This is a genomic window from Phaeovulum molybdatiresistens, from assembly GCF_023544865.1.
Classification (GTDB): Bacteria; Pseudomonadota; Alphaproteobacteria; order Rhodobacterales; family Rhodobacteraceae; genus Pontitalea.
Map to the genome: position 1 here is coordinate 1 of NZ_JAMJFX010000012.1, position 22,992 is coordinate 22,992.

At 67.1% G+C, this 22,992-nt stretch carries 22 protein-coding genes and 2 tRNA genes; 14 read left to right on the top strand and 10 right to left on the bottom strand.

Translation table 11 applies throughout. From position 1 onward, the window contains the following. The 3 genes from MXB90_RS09770 to MXB90_RS09780 all read right to left on the bottom strand — a co-directional run. Positions 1-188, bottom strand: a 188-nt coding sequence (locus MXB90_RS09770) for a hypothetical protein (protein WP_250044090.1), incomplete at its 3' end; no start/stop codon positions are given. A 101-nt stretch (positions 189-289) separates the two neighbouring features. Beyond that, complete coding sequence (locus tag MXB90_RS09775) at positions 290-1,606, bottom strand: acetamidase/formamidase family protein (RefSeq protein WP_250044093.1); 1,317 nt, start codon at positions 1,604-1,606, stop codon at positions 290-292. Positions 1,607-1,734: 128 nt separating this feature from the next. Beyond that, positions 1,735-3,018, bottom strand: a complete 1,284-nt coding sequence (locus MXB90_RS09780; protein WP_250044095.1) for an NAD(P)/FAD-dependent oxidoreductase — start codon at positions 3,016-3,018, stop codon at positions 1,735-1,737. A gap of 126 nt (positions 3,019-3,144) precedes the next feature. Here MXB90_RS09780 and MXB90_RS09785 point away from each other — a divergent pair, with 126 nt between their 5' ends. From MXB90_RS09785 to MXB90_RS09825, 9 genes are all read left to right on the top strand, one after another. After that, the gene (locus MXB90_RS09785) at positions 3,145-4,041 is read left to right on the top strand and encodes a LysR family transcriptional regulator (protein ID WP_250044097.1); all 897 of its coding nucleotides are present in this window, start codon (positions 3,145-3,147) and stop codon (positions 4,039-4,041) included. Positions 4,042-4,219: 178 nt separating this feature from the next. Beyond that, the gene (locus MXB90_RS09790; RefSeq protein WP_250044100.1) at positions 4,220-5,041 is read left to right on the top strand and encodes a substrate-binding periplasmic protein; all 822 of its coding nucleotides are present in this window, start codon (positions 4,220-4,222) and stop codon (positions 5,039-5,041) included. Positions 5,042-5,121: 80 nt separating this feature from the next. Beyond that, a complete protein-coding gene (locus MXB90_RS09795) occupies positions 5,122-5,880 on the top strand; it encodes an amino acid ABC transporter ATP-binding protein (protein ID WP_250044101.1) in 759 nt (252 codons plus the stop codon). 5 nt (positions 5,881-5,885) lie between these two features. Next, positions 5,886-6,554, top strand: a complete 669-nt coding sequence (locus tag MXB90_RS09800; RefSeq protein ID WP_250044103.1) for an amino acid ABC transporter permease — start codon at positions 5,886-5,888, stop codon at positions 6,552-6,554. A 7-nt stretch (positions 6,555-6,561) separates the two neighbouring features. Next, entirely contained in the window at positions 6,562-7,227 is a 666-nt protein-coding gene (locus tag MXB90_RS09805; RefSeq protein ID WP_250044105.1) for an amino acid ABC transporter permease, read from the top strand. A gap of 9 nt (positions 7,228-7,236) precedes the next feature. Next, positions 7,237-7,968 (top strand): aspartate/glutamate racemase family protein, encoded by a 732-nt coding sequence (locus MXB90_RS09810; protein ID WP_250044107.1) that lies wholly within the window; start codon positions 7,237-7,239, stop codon positions 7,966-7,968. 74 nt (positions 7,969-8,042) lie between these two features. Next, entirely contained in the window at positions 8,043-9,563 is a 1,521-nt protein-coding gene (gene amaB / locus MXB90_RS09815) for an L-piperidine-6-carboxylate dehydrogenase (RefSeq protein WP_250044109.1), read from the top strand. A gap of 9 nt (positions 9,564-9,572) precedes the next feature. After that, on the top strand, positions 9,573-10,808 hold the full coding sequence (locus tag MXB90_RS09820; protein WP_250044111.1) for a pyridoxal phosphate-dependent aminotransferase: 1,236 nt from the start codon (positions 9,573-9,575) through the stop codon (positions 10,806-10,808). A gap of 17 nt (positions 10,809-10,825) precedes the next feature. After that, complete coding sequence (locus tag MXB90_RS09825) at positions 10,826-12,493, top strand: thiamine pyrophosphate-dependent enzyme (RefSeq protein ID WP_250044113.1); 1,668 nt, start codon at positions 10,826-10,828, stop codon at positions 12,491-12,493. Between the two features lie 55 nt (positions 12,494-12,548). Here the strand turns inward: MXB90_RS09825 and MXB90_RS09830 are convergent, their stop codons facing one another. The 4 genes from MXB90_RS09830 to MXB90_RS09845 all read right to left on the bottom strand — a co-directional run bounded on the left by MXB90_RS09830 (position 12,549) and on the right by MXB90_RS09845 (position 16,459). Next, positions 12,549-14,915 (bottom strand): methyl-accepting chemotaxis protein, encoded by a 2,367-nt coding sequence (locus MXB90_RS09830; RefSeq protein WP_250044115.1) that lies wholly within the window; start codon positions 14,913-14,915, stop codon positions 12,549-12,551. A gap of 37 nt (positions 14,916-14,952) precedes the next feature. Beyond that, a complete protein-coding gene (locus tag MXB90_RS09835; protein ID WP_250044117.1) occupies positions 14,953-15,366 on the bottom strand; it encodes a rhodanese-like domain-containing protein in 414 nt (137 codons plus the stop codon). Between the two features lie 276 nt (positions 15,367-15,642). Next, entirely contained in the window at positions 15,643-15,834 is a 192-nt protein-coding gene (locus MXB90_RS09840) for a hypothetical protein (protein WP_250044120.1), read from the bottom strand. A 109-nt stretch (positions 15,835-15,943) separates the two neighbouring features. Further along, positions 15,944-16,459, bottom strand: a complete 516-nt coding sequence (locus tag MXB90_RS09845) for an alkylphosphonate utilization protein (RefSeq protein WP_250044123.1) — start codon at positions 16,457-16,459, stop codon at positions 15,944-15,946. Between the two features lie 169 nt (positions 16,460-16,628). Between MXB90_RS09845 and MXB90_RS09850 the strand changes: the two genes are divergently transcribed. From MXB90_RS09850 to MXB90_RS09860, 3 genes are all read left to right on the top strand, one after another. Beyond that, the gene (locus MXB90_RS09850; RefSeq protein WP_250044125.1) at positions 16,629-17,048 is read left to right on the top strand and encodes an HU family DNA-binding protein; all 420 of its coding nucleotides are present in this window, start codon (positions 16,629-16,631) and stop codon (positions 17,046-17,048) included. 19 nt (positions 17,049-17,067) lie between these two features. After that, a tRNA-Val gene (locus MXB90_RS09855) sits at positions 17,068-17,142 on the top strand. Between the two features lie 101 nt (positions 17,143-17,243). Then, positions 17,244-17,319, top strand: a tRNA-Val gene (locus MXB90_RS09860). Between the two features lie 63 nt (positions 17,320-17,382). On the opposite strand, the gene MXB90_RS09865 is transcribed toward MXB90_RS09860, so the two are convergent. From MXB90_RS09865 to glmU, 3 genes are read right to left on the bottom strand one after another with little or no spacing between them, the layout of a single operon-like run. Beyond that, a complete protein-coding gene (locus MXB90_RS09865) occupies positions 17,383-18,015 on the bottom strand; it encodes a DNA alkylation repair protein (protein ID WP_250044128.1) in 633 nt (210 codons plus the stop codon). Further along, positions 18,012-19,826 carry a glutamine--fructose-6-phosphate transaminase (isomerizing) gene (glmS, locus tag MXB90_RS09870; RefSeq protein ID WP_250044129.1) on the bottom strand — a complete coding sequence of 605 codons (1,815 nt, stop codon included), beginning with the start codon at positions 19,824-19,826 and terminating at the stop codon, positions 18,012-18,014. Before glmS ends, MXB90_RS09865 begins: the two co-directional genes overlap by 4 nt. A 4-nt stretch (positions 19,827-19,830) precedes the next feature. Further along, positions 19,831-21,180, bottom strand: coding sequence for a bifunctional UDP-N-acetylglucosamine diphosphorylase/glucosamine-1-phosphate N-acetyltransferase GlmU (gene glmU / locus MXB90_RS09875; protein WP_250044131.1), 1,350 nt, complete (start codon positions 21,178-21,180; stop codon positions 19,831-19,833). A gap of 103 nt (positions 21,181-21,283) precedes the next feature. On the opposite strand from glmU, the gene MXB90_RS09880 reads away from it, so the two are divergent. Beyond that, positions 21,284-21,949, top strand: a complete 666-nt coding sequence (locus MXB90_RS09880; protein WP_250044133.1) for an HAD-IA family hydrolase — start codon at positions 21,284-21,286, stop codon at positions 21,947-21,949. A gap of 39 nt (positions 21,950-21,988) precedes the next feature. Further along, entirely contained in the window at positions 21,989-22,990 is a 1,002-nt protein-coding gene (locus MXB90_RS09885) for an MFS transporter (protein WP_250044135.1), read from the top strand. Positions 22,991-22,992 lie beyond the last annotated feature (2 nt).

Genomic DNA, 22,992 nt, shown 5'->3' on the forward strand with positions numbered 1-22,992 from the left:
TGGCCGATAGGTAAATTCACCGCGCCCGCGCCGATGGGCTGACTTTTCAAGATTTCAGAAGAAGCAACGAACTTTGAACCCGCAAAGGCTAGCGTCAGCATCTTGCCGCAAGCAAGAAGAATTCTCGATCGCCCCAAACCTGCCGCGTCGTCGCAAGCCGCTTGGCGCGCGCTGATTTGCAGGATCATGCCCCACGCAGGTGGGCAGGGGTAAGACATCCGGCCGAGCCATACCCCTTTGGTCCGGGCCGCGGGCGTCTGTGCCCCGCGGCCCGGTTTTTTTGGCTGGCTTAAAGGTTGTATTGCTCGCGCGCGTAGCCGCCCAGGCCAACGGCGTCGAGCCGCGACAGCGGCGCCAGGAACGTCACCTGGATGACGCCCGGGGCGCGGCCGATTTCGATCGCGCCGTTGATCGTGGCGCGGTTGCGCACCTCGGCCACGGTCATGCCCAGCAGTTTCGCCGCGCGTTCCAGTCCGTTGTCGATCGCCGCGTTCAGGTTCGCGGCCGTTCCGACGACCGAGATCGGGGCCATCGGCTCGATTTCCGCGACGCCCCATTTCTCGGCCAGGCGCTGACCTTTGGCGCGTTCGGCCGCGGTGAAGGGGCGGGCCATCGGGGGCAGGTCTTCTTCCAGCGGGAACAGCACCGGACCATCCAGCGGATAGTTCTTTACCACCTCGACCTGCAAGGTCACGCTGCCGGCCACATCCATCGTATGGCCCGCGATTTCGCCATCGCCCTGGCCCGCGTGCATGTCGCGCATGTAGATGCCCGCTCCCTTGACCTTGACCGGGCAGACCAGGATCGCGCCGGCGCGCACGGCGTCGATGTCCATATGGCCATCGGTCTTGTGCTGGGCCAGTTGTTCGGCGGTGATGCCATAGGCATGCGGCGCGCCCACCAAAAAGGCGCCGAAATCGCCCGCGTTATGGCTGTCGGGCATGGCCATGGACGGGCAGGTGCCAAGCTGGCCCAGGAAGGGGCGCATCCGCACCAGCGTTCCGGGCATGTCGGACGGCGCATAGGTCAGGATCGAGTGTTGCCGACTGCCGTCGGGCAGGGCCGCGTAATGGTTCGCGTCATGTGCGATGGTTTCGGCGGCGGCCTTGGGCAGGGTCAGGCCCACGGCGCGGGTGTCATCGAAGGTGACGGTATAGCCGTGGACGATCTCGAAGGGTTTGACGGCATTGCCACATTTGTCGCATTTCACCGCGTCCTGGCCGATGCCTTCGACATGGGTTTCCGGCCAGACCGTGTCGCAGACGGGGCAGCGCGCGGCGACATAGGGGTCGCCGACACAGAACCCCTCGGGTGAGCTGTCATGGCCCGACGCGGTGGCGATCGAGGTCACGGTGATGTCGCGGATGCGGATGGCGACGCCATCGCCCACCTCGGCACCGTTGACGAAGACGGGGATGGTGACCTCATGCCCGCCGCGCAGGCGCGGGGTGATCATCGGCCCCCAGCAGCCCGGCGCGGTGTTGGCAATGATCGTGCCGCCGTTTTCCACCGGCCCCAGCATCGGCGCGGCGGGGTCCAGGACGCTGTTGGTGAATTCCGACACGACGACGCTGCGGCGCGCTGCGGTGGTGCTTCCATCTGGCATGATATCCTCCCGTTGGGTTCAAGCTGATGGATCAAGGTTAGACCGGTGCGCCGGAACTGCAAGCGTGCGGACCGACGGATCCGTTCCGGCAGGCCGCAGATGGCCTGACCGGACCGCTGGCACCCGGCCTAGGGTCGGCCCTCGACCAGATGGACCAGTTGCGCGCCGAGTTCATAGCCAAGCGATTGCAATCCGCGCGTGGCGCGGGCGGTGGGTGTGGTGACGGGCAGGGGCAGGGCATCGGTGTTGCGGTTGCCGGTCAGGAAATCGGCCATCACCCGGCCAAAGACGGTGCCGGGCGCAATGCCGCGGCCGTTGTAGCCGCAGAAGGTGTAGACGCCCTCGGCCAGCACATGAAATCGGGGCAGGTTATCGGTGGTCATGCCGATCTGGCCATACCATTCATGCTCGAACCCGGTCCGGCCGATCTGGGGAAACAGCCGGGCGATCATCCGTTGTGCCCAGGCGCGATGCACGCCGATCCCGGTGCCGCGCAGCGCGCCGACCGATCCGAACACCAGCCGGTTCGCCGCATCCATGCGGAAAGACAAAAGCACCTCTTTGGTGTCCCAGGCGCCATGGCGGCCGGGCAGGATGGTGCGGGCGACATCCTCGGGCAGGGGGGGCGTTGCGACGTTGAAATAGGGCAGGAAGACCTGCTGGTCGCGGATCTGCGGCATCAGATGCGCGGTATAGGCATCGGTGCCAAAGACCACCTGGCGGGCCTGCACCGTGCCGCCCGGCGTTTCCACCTGCCAGCCGGTGCCTGCGGGGGCCAGCCGCAATGCGGGGCTTTGGGTATGGATCCGCGCGCCTTTGCCCTGCGCCGCGCGCGCCAGCCCGCGCGCATAGGCCAGCGGCTGGATCGTGCCGGTCCGGTGATCCAGCAACGCGCCTGCGAAATGGTCGGTGCCCAGCAGCGCGGCGGCGTCGGCGCGGTCCAGCAGCTCGACGCGCGCGCCGCGGGCCTGCCACTGGCGGGCGCGTTCGGCAATCTCGGCCTGGCCCTTGCGGCCGACGGCGGCGTGCAGGGTGCCGTTGGGCGTGGCCTCGCAGGCGATGTCATGGCGGCGCACGATGTCCCAGACCTCGGCCGGGCTCTCGCCCAGGGTTGACAAGAGCCGTTCGCCATGGACCGGGCCTAGTGTCTGCACCAGCACCTCGGGCATGACCCACATGCCGGCATTGACCAGCCCGACATTGCGCCCCGCGCCGCCAAAGCCGATCTCGGCCGCCTCAAGCAGCACCACATCGACGCCGCGTTCGGCCAGATGCAGCGCGCTGGACAGCCCCGTATAGCCGCCGCCGATCACCACCACATCGGCCCGCTCAGGCCCCTCCAACGCGGCGGTCTGCGGCGCGGGCGGGGCGCTTTGGGCCCAAAGACCGTGGGTGCGCGGATTGTTCTGCATGCTGGGTCTCCTGATGCCCGGGGGGCGGAATTGCCAGGGCCCCGGATGCGCGTCCCCTTTCTTTAACCGCGCCCGCCCATTAAGGTAGCGACGCTTTTGCATCAGGTCATGCCGGTTCGGAATATCATGCGCGCGCCACGTCGGTTTCTGCCCTCACTTCCGCTGCTGGCCGCGTTCGAGGCGGCGGCCCGCACCGGGTCTATCACGCAGGCCGCGCATGAATTGTCGCTGACCCAAAGCGCGGTGTCGCGCCAGATCAAGACGCTGGAAGGCCAGCTGGGCGTGATGCTGTTCATTCGCGAAAAGCAGTCGATCCGCCTGACCTATGGCGGCGAAATCTATGCCCGCGAGGTGCGCGATGCGCTGCAAAAGATCTCGAACGCCTCGCTGAAACTGCGGGCAAGCCCCACGGGCGGCACGTTGACGCTGGGGATCCTGCCCACCTTCGGCACGCGCTGGCTTGCGCCGCGCCTGCCCGATTTCATGGCCCGCCACCCCGAGGTGACGGTCAACATGTTCAGCCGCGCCAGCCGCTTCGATTTCGGCCAGGATGTGGTGGATGCGGCCATCCATTTCGGCCCGCCCGAATGGCCCGGCGCCGAACTGGCGCTGTTGCGGGGGGAAACCGTGCTGCCGCTATGCGCGCCCGCGCTTGCGGCGAAATATGCCTTCACGGACCCCGCCGACCTGCGCCGCGCGCCGCTGTTGCATCTGAACACCCGCCCCGATGCCTGGGAAGGCTGGCTGCGGAAATATGGCGTCGATGACAGCGCGGTCTATGGCATGTTGTTTGACCAGTTCGCCACCCTGTCGCGCGCCGCGATGGCGGGGATGGGCATCGCGTTGATGCCCGAATTCCTGTTTGAGGATGAAATCCGGTCAGGCGCGCTGGTGCCGGCGCTGAACCTGCCGCTGCGCAGCCCGGGGGCCTATTACCTGGCTTGGCCGCAGGATCGGTCCGATTACATGCCGCTGCAGCTGTTCCGCGACTGGCTTTTGGATCAGACCGCCGCCGACCGCTAGGCCCGCGCGCCCCGGGTTCATTCCGAACCCGCATGAAATCAGTCGCATTCCTTGATTTCCAGCGCCCCGCCCGCGGCGCATTGATGGGCCATCCCCAAGGGTCTTGGCCCCGGGGGCAATCATCAAACAAGCCGGTCGCCCGTTCCGGGAAAGGTCGGCCCGTCAGGGAGTTCACTGTATGTCCAATTTCCGTGCCATCGTGTCCGGGCTGTCGCTTGCCGCAACCTTGGGCCTTGCCGCCACCGCCGCCAACGCGCAAGAGGCCAGCTGGGCCAAGGTCCAGGAAGCCGGCACCCTGCGCTGTGGCGCCGCGGTCTATCCGCCGTTCGTCAGCTATGACCCGCTGACCAAGGAATATGGCGGCCTGTTCGCCGAATTGTGCAAGCGCTACGCGACCGAGGTTCTGGGCGTGAAGCACGAATTCGTCGACACCACTTGGGACAACATCGTCGCGGGCCTGCAGGCGGGCAAATGGGACATGTCGCTGGCGCTGAACCACACGCCGCAGCGCGCGCTGGCGGTGGGCTTTTCGGATGCTGCGATCCCCGATCAGGTGTCGCTGGCCTACAAGAAGGACAATGCCAAGATCCCGGCGGATGCGAAATCCTTTGCCGATTTCGACAAGGCGGATGTCACCGTCATCGTGACCTCGGGCACCTATATGGACAAGGCGGTCACGGCCTTGGCGAAAAACGCCAAGATCCTGCGCCTGCCGTCGGGGGATGAGGCGCGGCTGGCGCTGATGTCGGGGCGGGGCGATGTGCTGGCGGACCCGGCCGATTCCAACATGGTCTACATCGCCGCCAACAGCGATTGGGCCACGCATCTGGTCCCCGAACCGGCCGTGTCGCGCCAGGGCATGGGGCTGGGCGTGCACCGGTCGATGTCGCATCAGGATCTGCAATCGCTGAACTTCTTCCTGGAGGAGCTGCGCGCCACCGGCCAGATGGATGTGATGCTGCAGGCCGCGATCGAACAGATCCTGGCCGAGGCGAACTGATCGCCATCCGCTTGCCCGACCCTGCCGGCCCGCGCCCGGGCCGGCCTTCCCCGCGCCCGGAGATCACGATGTATGACGCCATGACCCAGCCCCTTGCCAGCCTGCGCAACATCCACAAGGCCTATGGCAGCCTGACGGTGCTGTCGGGGATCAACCTCGACATGTCGCCGGGTGAACGGGTGGTGGTGATCGGGCCTTCGGGCGGGGGCAAGTCCACGCTGCTGCGCATCATGATGGGGCTGGAAGAGATCACCGAGGGCAGCATCGAATTCGAAGGCCAGCCCTATATCACTGCGCGCAACGGCAAGACCCGGATCGATGCCGATGTGCGCAAGAAGGTGGGGATGGTGTTTCAGCACTATACCCTGTTCCCGCATCTTTCGATCCTGAACAACCTGATGCTGGCCGCCGTCAAGACGCGCGGAATGCCCCGGGCCGAGGCGCGCGACAAGGCGATGCAGTTGCTGGCGCGGCTGGGGCTGGAGGCCAAGGCGGGCGCCTATCCCAGCCATCTGTCGGGCGGGCAAAAGCAGCGCGTGGCGATTGCCCGCGCGCTGATGCTGGACCCGCGCCTGATGCTGTTTGACGAGGTGACATCCGCGCTGGACCCCGAACTGGTGGCCGAGGTCGAACAGGTGATGCTGGAACTGGCCGAACAGCGCCTGCCGATGATGATTGTCACGCATGACATGTGGTTTGCCCGCAACATCGCCAGCCGCGTGATCTTTTGCGCGGGCGGCGTCGTGGTCGAAGATGGCCCCCCCGAACAGGTGCTGGGCGATCCGGTGAACCCGCGCACGCGCGAATTCATCCAGCGCGTCTTTCACATTCACGGGTAGGCGCGATGGAATACGATGTTCAGTTTCACTACGTCAAACAGGCCTGGCCCTATCTGATGGAAGGGCTGTGGGTCACGCTGCAGCTGACCTTCGCCGCCAATGTGATCGCGCTGACGCTGGGCTTTGGCATAGCGCTTCTGGTGATGTCGCGCCTGTGGTTCGTGCGCGCGCCCTTTGCTCTGCTGATCGAGTTCTTCCGCTGCACCCCGGTTCTGGTGCAGGTGATCTGGTTCTTCTACTGCGTGCCGATCCTGTTTGGCGTCTATCTGGACCCGATGCCGATGGGCATTCTGGCGCTGGGCCTGAACCTGGCCTGCTTCAACGCCGAGGCCTATCGCGCCGCGATCCAGGCGGTGCCGCGCGAACAGATGGATGCGGGCGTGGCGCTGGGTTTTTCGCCGCTGCAGCGCGTGGCCTACATCATCTTTCCCCATGCGCTGCGCGCGGCGCTGCCGGTGCTGATCACCAATGGGATCACCCTGTTTCAGCAATCGGCGCTGGTCGCGCTCGTGGCGATCGGGGACCTGATGTACATGGGCAAGCAGGTCGCGACGCAATCCTACCGCCCGATCGAAACCTTCACCGCCGTGGCACTGATCTATTTTGCCGTGTCCTTCCCGGTCGCGCGCCTGGCCGCGCTGGTCGAACGCCGGCTGGATGTGGCACGGGCATGAGGGCAGCATGAAGATCGATTTCTCTTTCCTGTCGAAATACCATGAGGCCCTTCTGATGGGCCTTGGCACGACGCTGCAGCTGACGGTGATCTGCTTTGGCCTTGCGCTGGTGCTGGGCTTTGTTCTGGCGCTGTTGCGCGGATCCAGGATCAAGCCGGTAGCCTGGGCGGCGATGCTCTATGTCGAGTTCTTTCGCGGCACGCCGGTTCTGGTGCAGCTGTTCTGGATTTTTTACTGCCTGCCGATCTTTCTGGGGACGGAACTGTCCAATTTCACCTCGGCGGTGGTCTGTCTGTCGCTTTATGGCGGGGCGACCATGTCGGAAAGTTTCCGCTCGGGGCTGAAGTCGATCGGGCGCGAACAATATGACGCGGCCCATGCGCTGGGGCTGACGCCCTGGGTGCGCACGGTGCATGTGCTGTTGCCGCAGGCGGTGCTGCGCGCGGTGCCGGTGCTGCTGTCCAATGGGGTGGGGCTGTTCAAGGAAAGCGCGCTGATTTCGGCGGTGGGCATGGCCGAGTTGATGTTCATCGGTTCGACCATCTCGAACCGCACCGCCCGCCCGGTCGAGGTATTCACCGCCATCGCGCTGATCTACTTCATCGTCGCCTTTCCGCTGACGCGGCTGGTGGCGGTTCTGGAACGGCGCATCCTGCGGCGTCTGGCGATCTGAAGGGCAATCATGGTTTACGCAATCACCCGCAAAAGCCAATCCTGGTATGGCGAAAGCATTGGCATCCTGATCCTGGATGCCGCCTATCCTTGCGTGCCCGGCAATGTCGGCAACGCCACCAGCTACCCCTTTCCCGTGCGCTATCATGAGGTTGAGGGCGCCTCGATCGACCGGCTGCTGAACCAGTGCGATCCGACGCTGGCCGGCCCCTTCATCGCCGCCGCGCTGGATTTGCAGGCCCGCGGCGTCAAGGCGGTGACGGGGGCTTGTGGCTTCATGGCGATCTTTCAGCCGCAGGTCGCCGCCGCGCTGGATATTCCCGTCTTCCTGTCGCCGCTGCTGCAGATCCCCTTCATCGCGCAGATCACCGGGCGGTCCGTGGGCATCATCACCGCCAATGCCGCGCGCCTGACGCCCGCGCATTTCGCCGCCTGCGGCGTGGATGCGGGCATCCCGCTCTGCATCGCCGGGATGGAGGGCTGCCCCGAATTCCGCAGCGCCATCCTTGAGGAAAAGGGCACGCTGGACAGCGACGTGATCGAGGCCGAGGTCTGCGCGGTCGCCCGCCGTCTGGTGGCCGATCACCCCCAGGTCGGCGCGATCCTGTTGGAATGTTCCGACCTGCCGCCCTATGCGCAGGCGGTGCAGCAGGCCACGGGCCGCCCCGTCTTTGATTTCAACACCATGATCACCCAGGTCGAACGCGCCGTCGTTGCGCGCCGCTATCAGGGCGCGATCTAGCCCCGCGTGATCCGTGAACCGCCGTCTGTGCGCCGGCACCCCGCTTACCTGAAAGGAACCCACCCATGCATCCGATGAACCAGCTGCCCCGGGAAACGATGACCCTTCTGTCCGGCCTGGGCGTCGCCCCGGCGCGGCTGCGCGATGGCCACCTTGTCGCGCGCACCCCGATCACCGGCGAAACCCTTTGCACCCTGCGCGAGGATACCCCCGCCGAGGCCACGGCGGCGATCGAGGCCGCGCACCGCGCCTTTCTGGATTGGCGTCTGGTGCCCGCGCCCCAGCGTGGCGAACTGGTCCGCCTGCTGGGCGAGGAACTGCGCGCCGCCAAGGCCGATCTGGGCCGGCTGGTGTCGATCGAGGCGGGCAAGGTCACCTCGGAAGGCCTGGGCGAGGTGCAAGAGATGATCGACATCTGCGACTTTGCCGTGGGCCTGTCGCGCCAGCTTTATGGCCTGACGATCGCCACCGAACGCCCCGCGCACCGGATGATGGAAACCTGGCATCCGGTGGGGGTGGTGGGGGTGATCTCGGCCTTCAACTTCCCCGTCGCGGTCTGGTCCTGGAACGCGGCGCTGGCGCTGGTCTGCGGTGACGCGGTGGTGTGGAAGCCGTCGGAAAAGACCCCGCTGACCGCGCTGGCCTGCGAGGCGATCCTGGCGCGCGCCATCGACCGCTTTCGCGCGGCCGGCCACAGCTGCCCCGAAGGCGTCAGCGCCGTTCTGATCGGCGGGCGCGATCTGGGCGAATTGCTGGTGGATCATCCCAGGGTGCCGGTGATCTCGGCCACCGGGTCAACGCGGATGGGGCGCGCGGTAGGGCCGCGGGTTGCGGCGCGGTTTGGCCGCTCGATCCTGGAACTGGGCGGCAACAATGCCGCGATCGTCGCACCCAGCGCCGATCTGGAACTGACGCTGCGCGGCGTGGCCTTTGCCGCGATGGGCACGGCGGGGCAACGCTGCACCACGCTGCGCCGCCTGTTCGTGCATGACAGCATCTATGACCAACTGGTCGGGCGGCTGAAGGCGGCCTATGCCTCGGTCCCGGTCGGATCGCCGCTGGCTACCGGCACGCTGGTCGGCCCGCTGATCGACAAGGCGGCGTTCGACGCGATGCAGGATGCGTTGGCCGCCGCGCGCGCGGCGGGCGGAACGGTGACCGGGGGCGAACGGCAGGACGGCCCCGAGGCCGCCTTCTACGTCCGCCCGGCGCTGGTCGAAATGCCCGCCCAGACCGGCCCGGTGCGCGAAGAAACCTTTGCCCCCATCCTTTACGTCATGCGCTACACCGATTTTGCCGAGGCCCTGGCCGCGCAGAACGACGTGCCGCAGGGGCTGTCGTCGTCCTGCTTCACCAATGACCTGCGCGAGGCCGAGCTGTTCGTTTCCGCCGCCGGGTCCGATTGCGGCATCGCCAATGTCAACATCGGGCCTTCGGGCGCGGAAATCGGCGGTGCCTTTGGCGGCGAAAAGGAAACCGGCGGCGGGCGCGAAAGCGGCTCGGACGCGTGGAAGGGCTATATGCGACGCGCCACCAACACGATCAACTTCGGTCGCACCCTGCCGCTGGCGCAGGGCGTCAAGTTCGACATCTGAGGGCGGGCCATGACCAGCATCATCCCTTTCCGGCCCGCCGCGCGGGTCGCGGACCTTGGCGTGTCCGAGATCCTGAAGATCTCGGCCCAAGCGGCGGCGATGCAGCGCGCGGGCGGCGATGTCATCATCCTGGGCGCGGGCGAGCCTGATTTCGACACGCCCGACCATATCAAGGAGGCCGCCGCCCGCGCGATGCGCGACGGCGCCACCAAATACACCGCGCTCGACGGCACGGCGGAATTGAAAGCGGCGATTGCCGACAAGTTCCGCGCTGACAATGGCCTGCATTTTGATCCTACGCAGATCACCGTGGGGGCGGGGGCCAAGCAGATCCTGTTCAACGCGATGATGGCCACGCTGGACCAAGGGGATGAGGTCATCATCCCCACGCCTTTCTGGACATCCTATGCCGATATCGTGCGGATCGCGGGCGGGTGCCCGGTTCTGGTGCCCTGCGCCGATACGGCAGGGTTCCGGCTGACCGCCGATCAGCTGGACCGCGCGATCACGCCGCGCACCCGCTGGGTCATGCTGAATTCGCCGTCAAACCCCACGGGCGCGGGCTATTCGGCGCAGGATTACGCGCCGCTGCTGGGGGTGTTGGCCCGGCACCGCCGCGTCTGGCTGATGGTGGACGATATCTATGAAAAGATCGTCTATGACGGCTTCACCTTTGCCACACCGGCCCAGATCGCGCCCGAATTGCGCGACCGGATCCTGACGGTCAACGGCGTGTCCAAGGCCTATGCGATGACCGGCTGGCGGATCGGCTATGGCGCGGGGCCGGTCGATCTGATCCGGGCGATGGCGGTGGTGCAAAGCCAGTCGACATCCTGTCCGTCCTCGGTGTCGCAGGCGGCGGCGCTGGCGGCGTTGCGCGGCCCGCAAGATGCGGTCGAGGTCATGCGCCAGTCGTTTCAGGCGCGGCGTGACATGGTGGTGTCTGGCCTGAATGCCATTGCCGGTATCCGCTGCCCGACACCCGACGGGGCCTTCTACACCTTCGCCAATTGCGAAGGCGTGCTGGGCCGGCAAACGCCCGACGGCACCGTGATCGGCACCGACAGCGATTTCTGCGCCTGGCTGCTGCGCGATCATGGCGTGGCGGTGGTGCCGGGCAGCGCCTTTGGCCTTAGCCCTTATTTCCGCATCTCTTACGCCACCGGCGCGGCGGACCTGGCCGAGGCGCTGGCCCGCATCGCCCGCGCCGTGGTCAGCCTGCGCCCTGCGGCGCTTGCCGTCTGATCTGAAAGGAACATCTCATGCGAAACGGTGGAACGCTGCTTGTGGAATGCCTGGTCGCGCTGGGCGCGCGCAAGGCCTTCGGGGTTCCGGGGGAAAGCTATCTGGCGGTGCTGGATGCGCTGCATGATACCGCCGGACGGCTGGATTTCGTGATGTGCCGGAACGAAGGCGGCGCGGGCTTCATGGCGGCGGCCTGGGGCAAGCTGACCGGCCAGCCCGGCATCTGCATGGTCACGCGCGGCCCCGGCGCCACCAATGCCGCGATCGGGGTGCATACGGCGATGCAGGACAGCGCCCCGATGCTGATGTTCGTGGGCCAGGTCGGCACCGACATGAAGGGGCGCGAGGCGTTTCAGGAACTGGATTACAAGGCCGTCTTTGGCACGATGGCGAAATGGGCGGTGGAAATCGACCGGGTCGAGCGCATCCCCGAGATCGTCTCGCGCGCCTGGATGACGGCGACCAGCGGCCGCCCCGGCCCCGTCGTGATCGCGCTGCCCGAAGACATGCTGACCACCCTGACCGATACCCCCGCCCTGACCGGCCCGGTCGAGGTGACCGAACCCGCCCCCGCCGCGCATGCGATGACGCGGCTGCGCGACATGCTGGCGGGGGCCGAACGTCCGCTGATCCTCTATGGTGGCTGCAACTGGAAGGCCGGCGCGATGGCGCAGGTGCAGGCCTTTGCCGAAGCCAGCGACATCCCCGTTGTGTCGGTCTTTCGCTATCAGGACATGTATGACAACACCTCTGCCACCTTCTGCGGTGAGGCGGGCGTGGGCATGGTGCCTTCGGTCAAGGCGCTGCTGCGTGACGCCGACGTGATCCTTGCGATCAACAACCGCTTTGGCGAAAACTCGACCGACGGCTACACCCTGTTCGATGTCCCGCAGCCGCGGCAGAAGATCATCCATGTGCATGCGTCGGACCTGGAAATCGGCAAGGTCTATCGCCCGGCGCTGGGCATCCATGCCGGGCCGAACGCCTTTGCCGCGGCGCTGGCCGGGCTGGCGCCGGTGCGCGGGGACTGGGCCGTCTGGCGGGCCGAGGGCCGCGCCGCCTATGAGGCGGGCTTTGACCTGCCCGACCAGCCATCCCCCGTCGACATGGGCAAGGTCAGCGCCCATCTGCGGCAGGTCTTGCCCGAGGATATGATCCTGACCAATGGCGCGGGCAATTTTACCGTCTGGCCCAACAAGTTTTTCCAGTTCGGGCCGAAGGCGCGGCTGCTGGCGCCGCAGGCGGGGGCGATGGGCTATGGCCTGTGCGCGGCGATTGCGGCCAAGGTGGCCGACCCCGCCCGCACCGTGGTCTGTTTCGCGGGTGACGGCGATTTCCAGATGAACTGTACGGAACTGGCGACCGCCCTGCAGGCCGGCGCGCAGCCGATCGTGCTGATCCTGAACAACGGCATCTATGGCACGATCCGGGCGCATCAGGAACGTAACTTTCCCGCCCGCGTATCCGGCACGACGATGGTTCAGAACCCGGATTTCGTGATGCTGGCACGGGCCTATGGCTTTCATGCCGAAAGGGTCGAAACCACCGAGGCCTTCGCCGCCGCCTTTGGCCGGGCGCTGGCGTCACGGACCGGCGCTGTGTTGGATCTGGTGATCGCGCCCGAGGCGATCACACCGCGCCAGACGCTAAGCCAGATGCGTGAAGCCGCGCTGAAAAGGGGCTGACCCGGCCACGACGAAAACAAAGCCGTTTCGGGCTGGCCGCCATTTCAGCGGCCCGTCAGGCCGCGCGGCTTGACGCGAACATCGCAACGTCCTGCCCGGTCCCTTCGGGGCTGTCCAGTTTGAAGATCGCGATGGCATCGGCAAGGGTTTCGGCCTCGCCCTGCAGCGCGCGGGCGGCGGCGTTGGCTTGTTGAAAGATGGCCGCATTGCGTTGTGTCGTGCGGTCAAGTTCATTGGTGGCGTTGGATATTTCGGAAATTCCGGTTGCGGTTTCGGTTGCTGCGGTCACGATTTCACGGATCTTGTGCGCCACATCCTCGACCCCGGCGACGATACCCTTCAGCGCTGCGCCGGAATCATGCACAAGGGCGACGCCGCGCTGCACATTGCCCCTTGATGTGTCGATGAGGGCCGAAATTTCGCGGGCCGCTTCGGACGAGCGCTGCGCCAGCAGTCGCACCTCGCTTGCGACCACCGCAAAGCCGCGGCCGGCCTCGCCTGCGCGGGCGGCCTCGACGCCCGCATTCAGCGCCAGCAGGTTGGTCTGGAACGCAATTTCGTCGATGACCTGCAAGATCCCGGCGATGGAATCGGACGAGGCCTTGATCTCATCCATCGCATGCACCGCTTGGCTGACCACATCCCGCCCCGTGATCGCCTCGGATGCGATCCGTTCGACCGCGATGCGGGCAATTTCCGCCGAACTGGCCGCGGATTTGACCGAGGCGGACATCTCTTCGATGGCCGAGGCGGTTTCTTCCAGCATCGCTGCGTTGGTTTCGCCGCGCTGCGCCAGATCGTCAGCGGCGCCCGAGATTTCGCGGGCCGAACTGTCGACCGTGGCGGATGAGGCCGAAATATTGCCCAGGATCCGCGACAGGGTGTCCGTGGTCGTGTTCATCCGTGTGCCGATTTCGGCAAAGACCCCCAGGAAGTGATCGGGCATGCGATGCGTCAGATCGCCTTGCGCAAGGTGATCAAGTGCGGTGCGCACCGCGCCAAGCCCGTCGTTCGCGGCCTCGCCGATCCGGTTCATGCCGTCGCAAAGGTCGGCGAAGATGCCGGTCTTGTCGTCGATCCGAAGTCGGCGGGAAAAATCGCCCGTCGCGCAGGCCTCGACGACGGCGGCGATTTCTTCCGCCGCGCGGCGTTCGCGGTCACGTTGCACCTCGGCCTCACGGGCGGCTTCGGACAGGCGGGCCGCTTCGGCGGCGCGGCGTTCCGCCTCGGCGCGGGCCTGCGCCTCGAGCACGGTCGCCTGTTTGGCGATTTCCTGCGATTGCTGTTCGGCGCGGCGGGTTTCCTCGGCAAGCGCCTCGGCCTGGCGGAGGAAGACATCCATCGCGCTGCCCAGGTCAGCAATTTCCCGCGCGGCCCGGGGCGCTGCCCGCCATGTGGGCGTTTCACCGCGTGACACGGCCAGCAAGGCCTGGGTGATGTCCTTCAAGGGTCGCATCTGGCCGCGCAGCCAGACCAGCATCGCCACAAGAAGGACCAGCGCCGCCCCGATCATGGCCGCCAGCGCGGTGCGGATCACGGCGTTTTTGGCGGCATCTTGTTCGGTGAAATCCGTCAGCAGAATCAGCTGGATATTGCGGTTCGTCGCGCTTGGGCCAAGGGTGGTGCCGGTTGCGACATAGGACCGGGTTCCGACCTGGATCACATCCGTCGGCGCGTCCGGATCATCGGACAGGGTTTGCGCCGCCTGGGCCAGATCTTCGGGGCTTGGGGGGGCAGCGGGTGGCTGTGCTGCGGCCGTCCGGGTATCGACAGGATCAGTCTCGGGCTGGGCCGCGGCGATCAGGTGGATCGCCCCCGTGGCATCTATCGAGGTCAGAAGGGCGGTGCCGGCGATCGCAGCGGAAATCTCGGGCAGGGCGGCGGCCACATCCAGCGACAGCAGGGCCACGCCGATCCGTTCGCGGCCATTGAGCAGCGGAAAGGCATAGGCGGCGGCATAGGTCTCGCCCCCGATCAGGGAAATGTCGAAGGACCGCTGTCCGGTGTCCAGGACCTTTTGCACCGGCATCGGTATGGCCCCGGGGGGCGCCGGGCGGTCCGGCGCGGGGAAGGCCACGGCAAGCTGGCCCGCCACATCATAGATGTGAAGGCCAGACACCTCGCCCGAAGCCGCAATGCGGTTGAAGGTCGAGGTCAGCAGATCCGTCGCGGCCCTGGTATCGCCGCGCGCCAGCGCAGCGATGGTTTCGCGGTCGCGGGCGAGGGTCAGCCCATGGGCGGCAAGCGTCTTTTCGCTGCGCCGCATCACGGCATGCGCCGCAGCGCTGATGCTGGCCCCGTTCTGGCGCAGCAAGGCGCCTTCGACCCGGTTCAGGATCAATGTGCCGCTGCCGCCAAATCCTGCCAGAAGCAGGATTGCAAGAAGACAGACCCCGATGACTATCCGGTTCGAAAGCGTCATTGCCGCGTCCTTTCTGGTCAGGTTTTCGTGCGTCCGATCATTCGATCGGGAAACCGGCGGCTTCCCAGGCCGGATAGCCGTCGCGCAGGTAGTTGACGGCGCTGTAGCCCCAGCCGACGGCAAGCGCGCTGGCCTCGGACGACCGCAGGCAGGAATGGCCGTTGCAATAGATGACGACGGGGTCAGCCTTGCCCGCGGCGGCGCCCAGGCTTTCCTCGGTGAAGTTGCTGGGGTGGTCCAGATGCACGGCCCCCGGGATGCGCCCGGCGGCGTAGTCAGAGGCCTTTCGCACGTCGATGAAGGGGGCGCCCTGTTCGAAAAGGGCAAAGGCCTCTTCGACCGTGACGGTGGTGGCCCCGGGAACGGTGGTGGGCGATTCCGCGGCCAGGGCGGCAAGCGGGGCCAGCGTCAGGCCGATCGCGGTGGCGAGGGAGGGGAAGAAGCGTGTCATGATACTCTCCAAAAATGGCGGGGCGCGCGGGGCGGGCGCAAAGACCCGCCGCCATGCCCGGGGCGCCAGACTGGATGAGATCGCTTAAGGGTTGGTGAAGGGTCGCCGATGGCCTCGGTGTTTTCCGATCCTCGGTTAATGCCGCATTGACGCGGCCCGAATTCGGCGGGCAGCGCGGATCATAGCGGTCGCGCGCGCAGCAGGCCGCCGGACCTTACGGTCGGCGATTTGCGGGGCATCGACCGCGCGAGGGCAGGGGCCCTGCGAGGGGTTTGGTCAGGGTTTGTCCTTGGCGGCGGGCTGGTCCGCGTCGGCCCGGGCGTCGGCGGCGGCCTTCATGCGGGCCAGCAGCTCGGACTTGCGGGACTGATCGCCAAAGGGGTTCTTGTTGCTGCCCTTGGCGTTGTGTTCGGCGTGGCGCGGCGCATCCTTGCGCTGTTTCGGCGAGCCTGATTTCCCGTAATCCATGGTGATCCCTCTGCCGGTGTCGCTGGGCTTGGTCTATCCTGCCGCGGCGCCCGGCACAAGGGCGCCGCGCCGGGACAGGGCACCCGGCCGCCAACGGCCCCGCGCCCGGTCAGGCCTTTTTCACGAATTCAGTCAGGATCACGATGCGCTGGCCTTCGACGCGGCCCTCGATATGGGCCGCATTGTCAGGCACCAAAGCGATGTTGCGCACCGCGGTGCCACGCTTGGCGGTAAAGCCCGCGCCCTTGACCGGAAGATCCTTGATCAGCGTCACCGTGTCGCCCTGCTGCAGCACCGCGCCGTTGCAATCGCGATGCACCACCGCGGGGGTTTCGGCGATACCGGCCTCGGCCCAGGCCTGCTGGTCGGGGTCCAGATAGGCCATGTCCAGCAGATCACGCGCCCAAGGCGCGCCGGGCAGCGCCTTCAGCAGCCGCCAGGCCAGCACCTTGACGGCCGGGTCCTCGGACCAGATCGCGTCGTTCAGGCAGCGCCAGTGGGGCGTATCCTCGGGGCCGGTTTCCACGCCCGCGCGGCAGGTTGCGCAAAGCAGGACCGAATCGGTGCGCGGCGCCACCGCGACGGGGCTGGCATCTTCGGCATGGCACAGGCTGCAGGTTGGCATGGCAGGGTCCTTTCCGCTTGGGTCGGGTCCAGCGGTTACACCCCGGCGGGGGGCTTGTCCACGCGGGCGGGGGCGGGGCGGGCGGGTTCTGGGCGCGCAAATGCGGTGGCGCGTGGATCGGGGGGCGCATAAGCTGGCGGGCAGGTTCCCGATCAGCGAGTTTGACAGTATGGCAAAATCTTCAACCAAATCCGCCACGAAATCCGCGCCCAAGTCTACCGCGGCGCGCAAGGCGGCCCCCGTCCCCCAGCCGGACCCAGCACCTATTCCCGTCACCCCGACCGAAGACAAGGTGGCTGCCCCGGTGCTGCGCAAGAAGGATTTTCTGGATCGCGTGATCGCCGAAAGCGGCGCGCGCAAGCCCGATGCCCGCGCCATCGCCGAGGCCACGCTGAAGGTTCTGGGCGAGGCGCTGGCGCGCGGCGAAACCCTGTCGCTGCCGCCGCTGGGCAAGCTGCGCGTCAGCCGCAGCACCCCCGACGCGGGTGGCGCACGCATCGTCGTCAAGCTGCGCCGCGCGGCGCCGGAGGAGAGTTCGCAAAAGGCGCAGATTTCTGTGCCGGGGGGGCTTGCAGAGGGCGATGACTGAGTCTAAAAGCCACGCCACCGGGCGATTAGCTCAGCGGTAGAGCGCTTCGTTCACATCGAAGATGTCAGCGGTTCAAATCCGTTATCGCCCACCATCATTCCCGAAAAGCGCGCCAGACCGGCGCGCTTTTCCATTTTCGGGGCGGTTTCAGGGGCTTGCGCGTCACCTGCGACCTGGGCTAGAACGCGCGGCATCGGGTGATTAGCTCAGTTGGTAGAGCGCCTCGTTTACACCGAGGATGTCGGGAGTTCGAGTCTCTCATCACCCACCACCCGTTCCATGCATTGCCAGAAACGCGCGCCGGAAACGGCCGGCCACCGGATATGCGATCCGGTCAGGGCGTCCCTGTGCCTTGGGCGGCGGTCCAGGCGCGGGCCTTTGCGGCATCGTGTTTTGCCAGGGTGCGCAGCCAGCCGTTCACCGCCTGGCGCGGCTGTGCGTCACCGTCTTGGGCCAGCTGCGTGCACCAGCCCAGAACCCGATCGCGGATCGCCAGATCGGCGGGCTTGGGGTGGTTCAGCCGGGCCCAGGGCAGAGTCATGTCCAGCGCGGCGCGGCGTGTCAGCGGGTTGGGGTGGTCCAGCCACGCCGCGACTTGATCCAGCCGCGCCGGGTCCGCCACCAGCCGTCGCGCGCCCGCGCGCGCGGCGTGATCGGCAAGCACGGGGTCGTCAAGGCCGGGAACCCAATCCGCGATCAAGGCCCAGGCGGCATCGTCGGGGCGCATCCGGGCCTGGGTCAGCAGCTTGGCCGCGGCAATCGCCGCCTCATGCACGTCCGTCGCCCACAGGGCTTGTGCCAATGCCACCCGGCCCGGCACATCCAGCGCCGTGCGCCACTGGCCGACCAGCGCATCAAGCTGCGGCGCGGGCACATTCAGCCGACGGCGCGCGCCCGGGGACCGGGTCGCCGACGGGGCCGGACCCGCCAGCGCGATCAGCGCGCTCAGCGCTTCGGGGCCGGTCATTCCACGGTCACCGATTTCGCCAGGTTGCGCGGCTGATCCACATCGGTGCCCTTGGCGACCGCGGTGTGATAGGCCAGGAGCTGGGCGGGCAGGGCGTAAAGGATGGGGGCGAAGGGTTCGGCCACCTCGGGCATCTTCAGCTGCGCCCAGGTGCCCTCGGCCGCCGTGCGCAGGCCGCGCGCATCGGAAACCAGCAGCACCTGGCCGTGGCGGGCCATCACTTCTTGCATGTTCGACACGGTCTTGTCGAACAGCCGGTCATGGGGGGCAAAGACCACCACCGGAACTGATCGGTCGATCAGCGCGATGGGGCCGTGCTTCAGTTCGCCCGATGCATAACCTTCGGCGTGGATATAGCTGATTTCCTTCAGTTTCAGCGCACCTTCCAGCGCCAGCGGATAAAGCGGCCCGCGGCCCAGGAACAGCACGTCCTGCGCCTCGGCCAGGCGTTCGGCCAAGGCCGCGATGTCATCGGATGTGCCAAGCGCGGTGTTCATCAGCCCCGGCAGCGCGCGCAGCGTCGCCAGGTGATCGGCCAGGGCAGCATCGTCGATCCGGCCCCGGTCGCGCCCGGCCTTCAGCGCCAGCAGTGCCAGCACCAGCAGCTGGCAGGTGAAGGCCTTGGTTGAGGCCACGCCCACCTCGACCCCGGCCAGGATCGGCAGCACCACCCCCGCCTCGCGTGCGATCGAGGAGGTGGGGACGTTGACCACCGCCAGCGTCTTGTCCACCCGGCCCGTGCAATAGCGCAGCGCCGCCAGCGTATCGGCGGTTTCGCCCGACTGGCTGACGAAAACCGCCCAGCTGTTCGCCGGGATCGGCGGCTCGCGGTAACGGAATTCGGATGCCACGTCGATTTCGCAGGGCAGGCCGGCCAGGCTTTCAAACCAGTATTTCGCCACTGCGCAGGCGTAATAGGCGGTGCCGCAGGCCACCAGCGTCAGCCGGTCCAGACCCGCGAAATCAAGGCCCTCGGGCAGGTTCAGCCCTTCGCCGGTGACGTAGTGGCGCAGCGCATCGCCCAGAACGGCGGGCTGTTCGGCGATTTCCTTGGCCATGAAATGCTTGTAGCCGGCCTTTTCGACCTGTGCCTGACCGGCCTCGATGCGCATCATTTCGCGGTTGGCACGGCGGCCCTCGGCGTCAAAGATTTCCGCGCCGCGACGGGTGATGAAGGCGTGGTCGCCCTCTTCCAGATAGGTGATCGCATCGGTCATCGGTGCCAGCGCGATCGCGTCCGAGCCCACGAACATCTCGCCCTGGCCATGGCCGATCGCCAGCGGGCTGCCCTTGCGCGCGGCGATCATCAGGTCATCCTCGCCCTCGAACAGCCACAGCAGGGCAAAGGCGCCGTCGAGCCGTTTCAGCGTGGCTACCGCCGCCTCACGCGGGGCAAAGCCCAGATCCATATACATCCGGGTCAGCAGCGCCACGGTTTCGGTGTCGGTTTCCGATTCCGGGGTCAGCCCGGCGCTGGCCAGTTCCGCGCGCAGGTCGCGGAAATTTTCAATGATGCCGTTGTGAACCACCGCAACCGGCCCCGAGCGATGCGGATGTGCATTGTCGGTCGTGGCCGCGCCGTGGGTGGCCCAGCGGGTGTGCCCGATCCCGGCCTTGCCCGCCAGCGGGTCATGCACCAGCAGGTCCGACAGGTTCACCAGCTTGCCCACCGCGCGCCGCCGGTCCAGCCGACCGGCGTTGACCGTGGCGATGCCCGCGCTGTCATAGCCGCGATATTCCAGCCGCTTCAGCGCCTCGACCAGAAGGGGGGCGGCTTCATGGCTGCCCAGAACGCCGACGATTCCGCACATGGGTTCAATCCTTTTTCGCGCTGCGCCGCGCCTTTTCGGCCCGCAGCTTTTCAAAGAGTTTTCCGGCAAGGCCGGGTTTGACAAGCTGTTTCGCGCGCCCCAGCGCCACGGCACCTGCCGGCACATCCTCGGTGATCACGGACCCCGACCCGGTCAGCGCGCCATCGCCCACCGTGACGGGGGCCACCAGCATCGTGTCGGACCCGATGAAGGCGTTCGCCCCGATCGTGGTGCGGTGCTTCATCACCCCGTCGTAATTGCAGGTGATCGTGCCCGCGCCGATATTCGTGGCCTCGCCCACATCGGCATCGCCCAGATAGGTCAGGTGGCCGACCTTGACGCCCTCGGCCAGCAGGCTGTTCTTGATCTCGACGAAATTGCCGACATGCACGTCCTCGGCCAGTTCCGCCCCGGGGCGCAGCCGGGCAAAGGGGCCAACCGTCGCCCCGCGTGAGATATGGCAGCCCTCCAGATGGCAGAAGGCCAGAATTTCGGCGCCGCTTTCGATGGTGACGCCGGGGCCAAAGACCACATTCGGCCCGATCACCGCATCGCGCCCGATGAAGGTGTCCAGCGCGAAAAAGACGGTGTCGGGCGCGGTCAGCGTGACGCCGTTGTCCATCGCCTCGGCGTGCATGCGGGCCTGGAACAGCGCCTCGGCACGGGCCAGTTCGGCGCGGGTGTTGATGCCCAGCGTCTCGGCCTCGGGGCAGGTGACGACGGCGGCCGACAGGCCCTGGGCGCGCGCGGCGGCGACGATATCGGTCAGGTAATATTCGCCTGCGGCATTGTCGTTCGACAGACCATCGACCAGGCTTGCCAGAAGATGCGCATTGCAGGCGATCACGCCGGAATTGCAAAGGGTTACGGCGCGTTCTGCATCCGTTGCATCCTTGAATTCCACGATCCGGTCCAGATCATGCCCGCGCGCGATCAGCCGGCCATAGCGGCCCGGATCAGCGGCCTCAAAGCCCAGAACGGCAACATCTGCGGTGCTGGCCGCCAGCGTCTCCAGAGTCTCGGGCCGGATAAAGGGCGTATCGCCGTAAAGCACCAGCACGCGGCCATCAAAATCGGCCAGCGCGGGCAGCGCCTGGGCGACGGCATGGCCGGTGCCCAGCTGTTCGGCCTGGATCACCACCTGCGCCTGCGGCTCGATCGCGTTGACCGCGCGCGTCACCTGATCCGCGCCGTGACCGGCCACCACGATCACGCGTTCGGGTTCCAGCGCGCGCCCCGCCGCCAGCGCATGGGCCACCAGCGGCGCCGCCCCCAGCCGGTGCAGCACCTTGGGCAGGTCCGAATTCATGCGGGTTCCCTGACCTGCGGCCAGAACGATCAGCGCGATTGCCATGATGATGCCTTTTCTTCTGCTCGTTCCCGTTTTACCCATGCCACCACGGGCCGCAAGGGGAGCCACCTCACGCAACCTTTCGCCCTGTTACGAAAGGGCACCGATGCGGACCGTGATTTTCGACCTTGATGGCACGCTGGCCGATACCTCGGCCGATCTGGTGGCGGCGGCCAATGCCGTCTTTCGCGCGCGGGGCTTGGGCGATCTGCTGGACCCGGTGGCCGATGCGCTGACCGCCTTTCACGGCGGGCGGGCGATGCTGCGGCTGGGTTATGGCCGCGCGGGCCTGTCTGATGAGGTGCCCGAGGCCGATTACCGCGCGCTGCTGGATCATTATGCCGTCCACATCGACACCCACACCCGGCTTTATCCCGGCGCGGTGCAGGCGGTGACGGCCCTGCGCGCGGCCGGTTTTGCCACTGGCATCTGCACCAACAAGCCCGAAGGTCTGGCGCGTGAGCTGATCGCACGTCTGGGCGTGGAGGATCTGTTTTCCAGCCTGATCGGCGCTGACACCTTGCCGGTGCGCAAACCCGACCCCGCGCCCTATCGCGCCGCCGTGGCCGGGGCGGGGGGCGATGTCGCCCGCTCGATCCTGATCGGCGACACCCAGACCGACCGCGACACCGCGCGCGCCGCCGGTGTGCCTTGCGCGCTGGTGACCTTCGGCCCCGAGGGGCGCGCGATCGAACGGCTTTCGCCCGAGGCGCTGTTGGATCATTATGACGACCTGCCCGCCCTGGCCCAAAGCCTGATCGGCCCCGCCTGACCCCCAGTCATACCGCCCTTTCGATCCACGGGATGCCAGATGACCCAAGCCCCCAGCCGTCATGCGGTAACCTTCGTGCTGGTTGCGGTCTTTCTGGACATGGTGGGGTTTGGCCTGGTGATCCCGGTGCTGCCCCGGCTGATCGGCGAGGTGGGGCAGATGGGGCTGGCGCAGGCTGCGCTGATCGGGGGCTGGATGTTTGCGGCCTTCAGCCTGGCACAGTTCGCCTGCGCGCCGCTGATGGGCAACCTGTCGGACCGCTTCGGGCGGCGGCCGTTGTTGCTGCTGGCGATCGGCGGGCTGGGGCTGGACTATCTGTTCCACGCCTTTGCGCCGTCAATCGGCTGGCTGTTCGTGGGCCGGGTCATCGCGGGGATCTGCGGGGCCTCGCATGTGATCGCGGCGGCCTTTCTGGCCGACGTGACCCCGCCCGAGGGGCGCGCGCGCGCCTTTGGCCTGATGGGGGCGGCCTTCGGCCTGGGCTTCGTGCTGGGCCCGGCGATCGGCGGCATGCTGGGCGAGCTGGGCCCGCGTGTGCCGTTCTATGCCGCGGCGGCGATTTCCGGGCTGAACCTGATCTATGGCCTGATCGTCCTGCCTGAAACGCTGCCGCCGGAAAAGCGCCGCCCCTTCCGGCTGGCCCAGGCCAACCCGTTCGGCGCGCTGCGCGTCTTTATGCGCTATCGCGGGGTGGTGCCAATGGCGGCGGTGGGCTATGGGCTGGCGGGTGGCCTTTGGGCGGTGCTGGTGCTGCTGGTGATCCACGGCCCCGAGGGTTTCGTGCATCCGATGCTGACCGCGCTGATGTCGCGCGCCGTGCCCGAGGATGCGCAGGGCGCGTTGCAGGGCGGGCTGGCGGCCGCGACCAACCTGGCACTGCTGGCAGGCACGGTTTTCTTCGCGCAGGTTTTCGGCTATTTCCTGTCGCCCGAGGCGCCGGTCACCTCGCCCGATATCGCCTTTTTCATCGCCGCCGTGGTGCTGGCGGGGGCGCTTGCGCTGTTCGTGATCGCCGTGCCGCGCGACATCGCCAAGGAGTGACC